Genomic DNA, 8,275 nt, shown 5'->3' on the forward strand with positions numbered 1-8,275 from the left:
TCCCGAACCAGAGGCCGACGCACCCGTCGCCGGCCGGAGCCAAGTAAATGAGTGACACCCCCCGCAAGCCGTCTTTGAACAAGCTTTCGCTCAAGCGCGAAACCGCCACCGACCAGCCCAAGCTGGAAGAACGCCTGCACAAGGTGCTGGCCCAGGCCGGCCTCGGTTCGCGCCGCGCGCTGGAACAGCGCATCGCCGATGGCCTGGTCAAGGTCAACGGTGAAGTTGCGCAGACCGGCCAGTCGATCAAGAGCGGCGACAAGGTCGAGCTGGACGGCCGTGGCTTCGTGGCCACCGCGCTGACCGAAACCTCGCGCGTGCTGGCCTACAACAAGCCCGAAGGCGAAGTGACCACCCGCGAAGACCCCGAAGGTCGCCCGACCGTGTTCGAAGCGCTGCCTGCCCTCAAGGGCGCGCGCTGGATCGCGATCGGCCGCCTGGACATCAACACCACCGGCCTGCTGCTGGCAACCACCGACGGTGAGCTGGCCAACGCGATGATGCACCCCTCCTACGAGGTCGAGCGCGAGTACGTCGTACGCGTGCGTGCACCGGAAGGCGAAGAGAAGGTGCCGGACAACATCGTCGACCGCCTCGCCCGTGGCGTGGCGCTGGAAGACGGCCCGGCCAAGTTCGACGAGATCGAACTCATCGGCGGCACCGATTCGCACGACTGGTTCCGCGTGGTCGTCAAGGAAGGCCGCAACCGCGAAGTGCGCCGCCTGTGGGAATCGCAGGGCTGCCAGGTCAGCCGCCTCAAGCGCACCCGCTACGGCAAGGTCAGCCTGCCGCGCGAACTGCTGCGTGGCCAGTCGGTCGAACTGCCGGCCAAGCAGGTCGAGGCGCTGCGCGCCGAACTGAAGCTGGAAGAAGGCGCGMCGTCGGCGCTGACCCTGCAGCCGGTGATCGGACAGCGTCGCGCGGCCAAGACCACCGTGCGCGTGTCGCGCGATGGTGCCCGCAGCAATGCCTACGTCAACGGCCACAACTCGGCCGATGAAGGCCGCGAACTGCGTCGTTTCGACAACGTGCGCGAAGAGCGCGGCCGTGGTCGCGGTGGCAAGGGCGGCGGCTTCAAGGGCGGCCTGACGGTCAGCGGCGAAGCGGCGGCCAAGCAGTCGCAGCGTCCGTTCAAGGCGCGCCCGGACAAGGGCAACCGGGCACTTCCCGAAGGCAACCCGGCCGCGTTCCGCAGCTGGTATGTGCCCGACGGTGTGAGCACCGGTCCGAGCGGCCACCGCAATGCCGGCCCCGGCGCAGCCCGTGGTCCCGGCGCACGTGGTCCGGGTGCCGGCGCAGGTGCCGGCGGCCAGGGTCGCCCGTACGGCAAGCCGAAGGGCCCCGGTGGCGCAGGCGGCCCGGGGCGCGGCAGCTATGGCGGCGGCGCTGAAGGCCGTGGTGGCTATGGCGGCGGTGGCGGTGGCGGTGGCGGTGGTTACGGCGGCGAGAATCGCGGCGGCGAAAGCCGTGGCGGCTACGGCGGCCAGGGTCGTCCGGCCGGCGCAGGCGCCGGTGGCAACCGGGGTGGCCAGGGCGGCCAGGGTCCGTCGCGTCACCCCTACGGGCATCCGGGCAATGCCCCGAGCTTCCCGTCCGACCACGCCAATCCGGGCGTCAGCCCCTACGGCAGCGCGCGTCCGGCCGGTAATCGCGGTCCCGGTGGCCCGGGTGGTCCCGGTGGCAACCGCGGTCCGGGTGGTCCGGGCAGCCGGGGCCCGGGTGGCGCCAGTGCACGCGGCCCCGGCGGTCCGGGTGGCAATCGTGGTCCGGGCGGTCCGGGCGGCAACCGTGGGCCRGGCGGTCCCGGTGGTCGCGGTCCCGGCGGCCCGGGCGGTCGTCCCGGCGGCAGCCGGGGTCCGGGCGGCGGCGGTCACCGTGGCGGCGGCCCGCGCGGCGGCTGATCACTGATACGCTGAGATCAAAAAACCCCGGCTTCGGCCGGGGTTTTTTGTGGGGCTGCGCCGCCGAAACGGGTAGAGCCACCCCATGGGTGGCTCCGCGTAATGCCAGACACATCCGGTAGAGCCACCCCATGGGTGGCTCCGCGTAATGCCAGACACATCCGGTAGAGCCACCCCATGGGTGGCTGCACGTCATGCCGGACGGTGGTGCAGCCACCCATGGGGTGGCTCTACCGTCAACGGCGCTCGATCGTGAACTTGCCCAGGCCCACGCCCAGGTCCCAGCCCTTGCCGGTACCAGCCAATGCCAGCGACACGTCGCCCTTGGTCATCACCTGCGCGTTGCTGGATTTGTCCGCGCCAGCATGCGCTTCCACCGACGCATAGGAACCGATCAGGTCATCCAGCGAATACGCGCCGGAGAACTTGCCCTTGCCATCGACGATCTTCGACTTGCCCACGGTCAGCCCGCCCCCCTTGACGGTGATCTTCACCGGGATGCGCGCGCCGTTGTCGCAGCTGATGGTGCCGGTACCGGAGGCGGTCTTGTACAGCACCGACCAGCCGGCCAGGTTGTAGTGCAGTTCGCAGTCGATGTTGCCGGCGGCCTGTGCCGCCGGAACCGCGGAGATACCCGCCAGTGCGATCAATGCCAGGGAGAACTTCTTCATGCGATCCGCTCGTACTCAGTGGGTGACGAGGCGAATCTAGCAGCGGCCGCGTATGGCCCGGATGAGGCCACACGCCGCCATCAGGCGACCGTTCAGCCAGCGTCGACTGGACCATCCAGGGTAAACGCGTCGGCATCGAGCATCGCCGGGAAGCGGGCGCGGTGCGCGGCCAGTGCGGCGGACGAAATGGTGGTGGTGACCACCTGCTCCACCTCGCGCACTTCCACCTGCGGCTGGCCGAGGAAATCGATCACCGCGCTGTCGCCGGCGTAATGCAGCGCGTTGCCGTCCACGCCGACCCGGTTGACCGCGGCGACATAGCAGAGGTTCTCGATCGCACGGGCGCGCAGCAGCGTGCGCCACGGATACGCGCGGGCCGAGGGCCAGTTGGCGACGAAGATCTGCAGGTCGAAATCCAGCTCGCCCGGGCGCTCCACGTCGAAGCGGTTGCGGCAGAAGACCGGGAAACGCAGGTCGTAGCAGACCTGCGGGTTGATCCGCCAGCCCTTCCATTCCACGCTCACGCGCTCGCTGCCGGCGGCATAGCGCAGGTGCTCGTTGCCGTAACGGAACAGGTGGCGCTTGTCGTAATGCTGCACCTCTCCGTCCGGGGTGGCCCACAGCAGCCGGTTGTAGACGCCCTGCCCCACGCGCAGCTGCACGCTGCCGGTGACTGCCGCGCCCAGCAATGCCGCCTGCTCGCGGATCCAGGCCACGGTCGGCCCGTCCATGTTTTCGGCCTTGTCGATGGCCTCGTTGGAGAAACCGCTGGTGAAGGTTTCCGGCAGGATCACCAGGTCAGTCTGTCCGGCCAGCGGCGCCAGCAGCGCGCCGTAGTGATCACGGTTGCCGGCCGGATCATGCCAGCGGGTGTCGCCCTGGACCAGGGAGATGCGCAGGTCGCCGCGTTCGATGGCCGCGCCCATCACAGCACCTGCAGGCGTGCGATCGCCGCGTCCAGGGTGGCGTCGTTCTTGGCAAAGCACAGACGGACCAGGCGCTGGCCCTGCGGCGCGGTCTCGTAGAACGGCGACAACGGAATGGCGGCCACGCCCTTTTCAATGGTCAGCCACTTCACGAATTCATGGTCGGGCAGGTCGCTGATCGCCGAATAATCCACCAGCTGGAAGTAACCGCCCGGCACCGACAGCGGGGTCAGCCGGGTGGTCAGCAGCTGCTCGCGGAAACGGTCGCGCTTGGCCTGGTAGAACGCGCCCAGCTCCAGGTGATGTTCGGGCTCGTCACGGATCATCGCGGCGAAGCCGTACTGGGCCGGGCCGAAGCTGGTGAAGGTGTTGTACTGGTGCACCTTGCGGAACTCGGCGCTCATCGCCGGCGGTGCGATCGCGTAGCCGATCTTCCAGCCGGTACAGTGATAGGTCTTGCCAAAGCTGGAGATCACGAACGCGCGCTCGCGCAGTTCCGGGTAGCGCAGTGCCGATTCGTGGCGGCGGACGTCGTAGATGATGTGTTCGTAGACTTCGTCGGAAATCAGGTAGATACCGGTGCCGCGCAGCACGTCGGTCAGCGCCTGCATGTCATCGGCGGTCAGCATCGCCCCGGACGGATTGTGCGGGCTGTTGACCATCAGCAGACGGGTGCGCGGGGTGATCGCCGCGCGCACGCGGTCCCAGTCCACGGCGAAGGTCTGCGGGTCCAGCGGCACATGCACCGCACGCGCGCCGGCCAGGTCGATGGCCGGCTCGTAGCAGTCGTAGGCCGGGTCGAGCACGATCACTTCCTCGCCGGGGCGCACCACGGCGTGGATGGCGTTGAAGATCGCCTCGGTGGCGCCACTGGTCACGGTGACCTCGGTGTCCGCATCCACCTGCGCGCCGTACAGGTCCTGCGCCTTCTGCGCGATGGCCTGGCGCAGCGGTGCCACCCCGGTCATCGGCGGGTACTGGTTCAGCCCTGCCTGCATCGCCTTGATGGTTTCATCGAGCAGCCGCTGCGGTGCGGAGAAATCCGGAAACCCCTGGCCCAGGTTCACGGCGCCATGCTCGGCGGCCAGCTGGGACATCACGGTGAAGATGGTGGTGCCCACCTTGGGCAGCTTGGTTTGCGGTTGCATCGGCAGGATCGAAGAAGAGATGACGAAGCGTCAGTGTAGACGGTAGGTCCCCAGCGTTGGTGGGTGCCCCCCTGCGCCCATTACACTGTCCGCCCTTTCCGGTGCAAAGATCCCGCCCCTTGAACGCTCCTGCGTTGCTGGCCGCCCAAGGCCTTGGCTTCAGTCGCAACGATGAGCCGGTCTTCGGCCCGCTCGATTTCCACATCGATGCCGGTGAAGCGCTCCTGGTACAGGGCGACAACGGCGCCGGCAAGACCACCCTGCTGCGGGTGCTGGCCGGGCTGCTGCGCGCCGATACCGGGCAGGTGCAGATCGACGGGCGCCCGGCCGGGCACAAGGAACGGTCGCAGTTCGTGGCCTACCTGAGCCACCTGCCGGCGCTGAAGGCCGATCTGGACGCCCTGGAAAACCTGCATTTCCTGTGCGGCCTGCACGGCCGGCGCTCGCGCCAGATGCCGGGCAACGCGCTGGCCATCGTCGGCCTGGCCGGCTACGAGGACACCCTGGTGCGCCAGCTGTCGGCCGGGCAGAAGCGGCGCCTGGCGCTGGCACGGATATGGCTGTCGCCGGCACCGCTGTGGCTGCTCGACGAACCCTACGCCAACCTGGACCTGGACGGCATCAACCTGGTGAACCGGATGATTTCCGCACACCTGCGCAGCGGTGGCGCGGCCCTGGTCACCACCCACGGCGCGTATGCCGCCCCGCCCGTGCAGACCCGCCTGCTCAGCCTGGGAGCGGCGGCATGATCGCGCCCGGCACTGAACCCGGCCTCTGGCAGACCGCGCGGGCGCTGGTCCGACGCGATCTCAAGCTGCTGTGGCGCCGCCGCGGCGATGCGTTGCAGCCGTTGATGTTCGCGGTGCTGGTGGTGGTGCTGTTTGCCTTGGCCCTGGGCCGCGAGCCGCAGTTGCTGGCCCAGGTGGCCACCGCCGTGCTATGGCTGGCGGTGCTGCTGGCTGGCCAGTTGTCGCTGGATTCGCTGTTCCGCAGCGACGCCGAGGACGGCTCGCTCGAGCAATGGCTGCTGGCCCCGGTGCCGCTGGCCTGGCTGGTGCTGGTGCGGGTGCTGCTGCACTGGGCGACCACCGCCCTGCCGCTGATCATCATGGCGCCGCTGCTGGCCGAAATGCTGCATCTGCCACATGACCAACTGCCCATCCTGCTGGCATCGTTGCTGCTGGGAACGCCATTGTTGAGCCTGRTCGGTGGCGTGGTTGCCGCACTGACCGTGGGCATCCGGCGCTCTGGTATTCTCGTGGCGTTGCTGGCGTTGCCGCTGTACGTGCCGGTGCTGGTGTTCGGCGCAGGCAGCGTGGCGGCAGCGGCACGCGGGCAGGATCCGGTCGGTGCGCTGCTGTTGCTCGGCGCCGGGCTGGTGGCGGCACTGGTGCTCGCGCCGCTGGCCACTGCGGCGGCGATCCGGATTTCACTGCATTGAGCCATCGTCCACTGCACCATCGTTTCCAGCGTCATCGTTCAACAAGCCGCTCCATGTCCGTTGAATCGTCGCCCTTCGTTGGATAACCACCGCCGTATGCATCCGATTGTCCGCTGGTTCCACCAAACCGCTTCGCCGCCCACCTTCGACCGCTTTGCCGCGCGCTGGTCGCGCGTGTTCTACGTGGCGGCGGTGCCGGTGCTGCTGATCGGGATCTGGCAGGGCCTGTTCGTGGTGCCACCGGAGCAGAGCCAGGGCGACGCCTTCCGCATCATCTACATTCATGTGCCCAGCGCGTGGATGAGCCTGTTCGTGTTCGCGCTGATGGCGCTGTACGCGGCCATCGCGCTGGTCTGGCGGATCAAGATCTGCGAGATCCTGGCGATGGCCTGCGCGCCGATGGGCGCCGGCTTCACCCTGATCACCCTGCTCACCGGCAGCATCTGGGGCAAAAGCACCTGGGGCACCTGGTGGGATTGGGACCCACGCATGACCAGCGAACTGATCCTGCTGTTCCTGTACCTGGGCGTGATCGGCCTGTATTACGCCATCGAGGATCGACGCAGCGCCGCGCGCGCGGCCGGCCTGCTGGCCATCGTCGGGGTCGCCCTGCTGCCGGTCATCCGCTATTCGGTGGACTGGTGGGGCGGGCTGCACCAGCGCCAGTCGATCAATGTGTTCGGCGACAACGCGGTCCGCCCGGAACTGATCGCGCCACTGTGGTGGATGGTGGTGGGCACCAAGCTGTGGTTCGCCGGTTCGCTGCTGGCCAAAGCACGTGCCGACAACCTGCTGCGCGAGGCGGGCAAGGCGTGGGTTGGCGAGCGTATCGGCAGCGGTGACGCCACCGTTGCCCGGGAGCTGCCGCAATGACCCACCTGCCCTTCATCATTGCCGCCTTTGCGGTGTTCGGGCTGGTGCTGTGTTGCGATGCGYTCGGTTCGTGGCTGCGCCTGCGCCTGGCACGCTGGCAGGCCCGGCATCGCCAGCAGCGGCTACAGGCGCGTGCCAAGCCGCCGAGCAGCGCCATGCCCGCCACGGAGTTGAGCCGATGACCCCGGTACAGCGCCGCCGCATGATCTGGGTGCTGCTGTTKCTGCTTGCCTCGGGGTTGGCCACCACGCTGGTCGCCTTCGCCCTGCAACGCAATATCGCCTACCTGTACACGCCGGCCGAGGTGCTGCGCGGCGATGTCGATCCGCAGTCGCGGTTCCGCCTCGGCGGGATGGTGGTGAAGGGTTCCTTCCAGCGCGCCAGCGGTTCGCTGGAAGCGCAGTTCGTGGTCACCGATGGCGATGCAACCCTGCCGGTGAGCACTTCGCGGATCCTGCCGGACATGTTCCGCGAGGGCACCGCCGTGGTTGCCATGGGCCGGTTGCAGGACGGCCGCTTCATTGCCGATGAAGTGCTGGCCAAGCACGACGAGAATTACATCCCCAAGGAAGTGGCCGACAAGATGGGCCAGGCGCACACCAAGCACGACGTGCCCGTGACCGCACCCGAGGTGCGCTGAGTGCTGCCCGAGCTGGGGCAGATCCTGCTGGTGGCGGCGCTGCTGATGGCCTTGCTGCAGGCGGTGCTGCCTTTGTGGGGGGCGCAGCGCGGTTACCCGGCGTGGATGGCCGTAGCCCGGCCGGCCGCCTACGCGCAGCTGGTGCTGCTGCTCGGGGCCTTTTGTGTGCTCACCGCGGCCTTCGTCACCCAGGATTTCTCGGTGCGCTACGTCGCCGAAAACTCCAATTCGCTCTTGCCGCTGGCCTATCGCTACTCGGCGGTATGGGGCGCGCATGAAGGCTCGCTGCTGCTCTGGGCGCTGGTACTGGCGCTGTGGAACGGTGCGGTGGCGCGCTGGTCGCGGCAACTGCCAATGGTGGTGCTGGCGCGGGTGCTGGGCGTGCTCGGCATCATCGGCGTGGGCTTCCTGGCCTTCCTGATCTTCACCTCCAACCCGTTCGCGCGGCTGCTGCCGGCGCCGCTGGAAGGCCACGACCTCAACCCGCTGTTGCAGGATCCGGGACTGATCATCCACCCGCCGATGCTGTACCTGGGTTACGTCGGCTTTGCGGTGCCGTTCGCCTTCGCCATCGCCGCACTGCTCGAAGGGCGCGTGGATGCACGCTGGCTACGCTGGACCCGGCCCTGGACCAATGTGGCTTGGGGCTTTCTCACCCTGGGCATCGCACTCGGC

Annotated in this window: 10 protein-coding genes; 7 read left to right on the top strand and 3 right to left on the bottom strand. The window is 68.4% G+C overall.

Annotated features, from left to right (window positions below):
- Positions 1-47 precede the first annotated feature (47 nt).
- On the top strand, positions 48-1,901 hold the full coding sequence (rluB, locus tag ACXJKH_RS10490) for a 23S rRNA pseudouridine(2605) synthase RluB (protein ID WP_457319385.1): 1,854 nt from the start codon (positions 48-50) through the stop codon (positions 1,899-1,901).
- A 236-nt stretch (positions 1,902-2,137) separates the two neighbouring features.
- Here the strand turns inward: rluB and ACXJKH_RS10495 are convergent, their stop codons facing one another.
- The 3 genes from ACXJKH_RS10495 to ACXJKH_RS10505 all read right to left on the bottom strand — a co-directional run bounded on the left by ACXJKH_RS10495 (position 2,138) and on the right by ACXJKH_RS10505 (position 4,646).
- Positions 2,138-2,572 (bottom strand): hypothetical protein, encoded by a 435-nt coding sequence (locus ACXJKH_RS10495; RefSeq protein ID WP_256775599.1) that lies wholly within the window; start codon positions 2,570-2,572, stop codon positions 2,138-2,140.
- Positions 2,573-2,664: 92 nt separating this feature from the next.
- Positions 2,665-3,498, bottom strand: coding sequence for an amidohydrolase (locus ACXJKH_RS10500; protein ID WP_457319386.1), 834 nt, complete (start codon positions 3,496-3,498; stop codon positions 2,665-2,667).
- Positions 3,498-4,646: a pyridoxal phosphate-dependent aminotransferase gene (locus ACXJKH_RS10505; protein WP_457319387.1), complete on the bottom strand. Its 1,149-nt coding sequence runs from the start codon at positions 4,644-4,646 to the stop codon at positions 3,498-3,500. The genes ACXJKH_RS10500 and ACXJKH_RS10505 overlap by 1 nt, the downstream gene beginning before the upstream one ends.
- Positions 4,647-4,765: 119 nt before the next feature.
- Here ACXJKH_RS10505 and ccmA point away from each other — a divergent pair, with 119 nt between their 5' ends.
- The 6 genes from ccmA to ccsA form a co-directional block, all read left to right on the top strand.
- The gene (gene ccmA, locus ACXJKH_RS10510) at positions 4,766-5,395 is read left to right on the top strand and encodes a heme ABC exporter ATP-binding protein CcmA (protein ID WP_256775603.1); all 630 of its coding nucleotides are present in this window, start codon (positions 4,766-4,768) and stop codon (positions 5,393-5,395) included.
- The gene (gene ccmB, locus ACXJKH_RS10515; protein WP_457319388.1) at positions 5,392-6,087 is read left to right on the top strand and encodes a heme exporter protein CcmB; all 696 of its coding nucleotides are present in this window, start codon (positions 5,392-5,394) and stop codon (positions 6,085-6,087) included. Before ccmA ends, ccmB begins: the two co-directional genes overlap by 4 nt.
- A gap of 96 nt (positions 6,088-6,183) precedes the next feature.
- Positions 6,184-6,960 carry a heme ABC transporter permease CcmC gene (gene ccmC / locus ACXJKH_RS10520; protein ID WP_457319389.1) on the top strand — a complete coding sequence of 259 codons (777 nt, stop codon included), beginning with the start codon at positions 6,184-6,186 and terminating at the stop codon, positions 6,958-6,960.
- Positions 6,957-7,142, top strand: coding sequence for a heme exporter protein CcmD (locus tag ACXJKH_RS10525; RefSeq protein WP_457319390.1), 186 nt, complete (start codon positions 6,957-6,959; stop codon positions 7,140-7,142). The genes ccmC and ACXJKH_RS10525 overlap by 4 nt, the downstream gene beginning before the upstream one ends.
- Positions 7,139-7,600, top strand: coding sequence for a cytochrome c maturation protein CcmE (ccmE, locus tag ACXJKH_RS10530; protein WP_457319391.1), 462 nt, complete (start codon positions 7,139-7,141; stop codon positions 7,598-7,600). Before ACXJKH_RS10525 ends, ccmE begins: the two co-directional genes overlap by 4 nt.
- On the top strand, positions 7,601-8,275 hold a 675-nt coding region (ccsA, locus tag ACXJKH_RS10535; protein WP_457319392.1), incomplete at its 3' end, for a cytochrome c biogenesis protein CcsA.

The sequence above is a fragment of the Stenotrophomonas sp. P5_B8 genome, assembly GCF_054049855.1.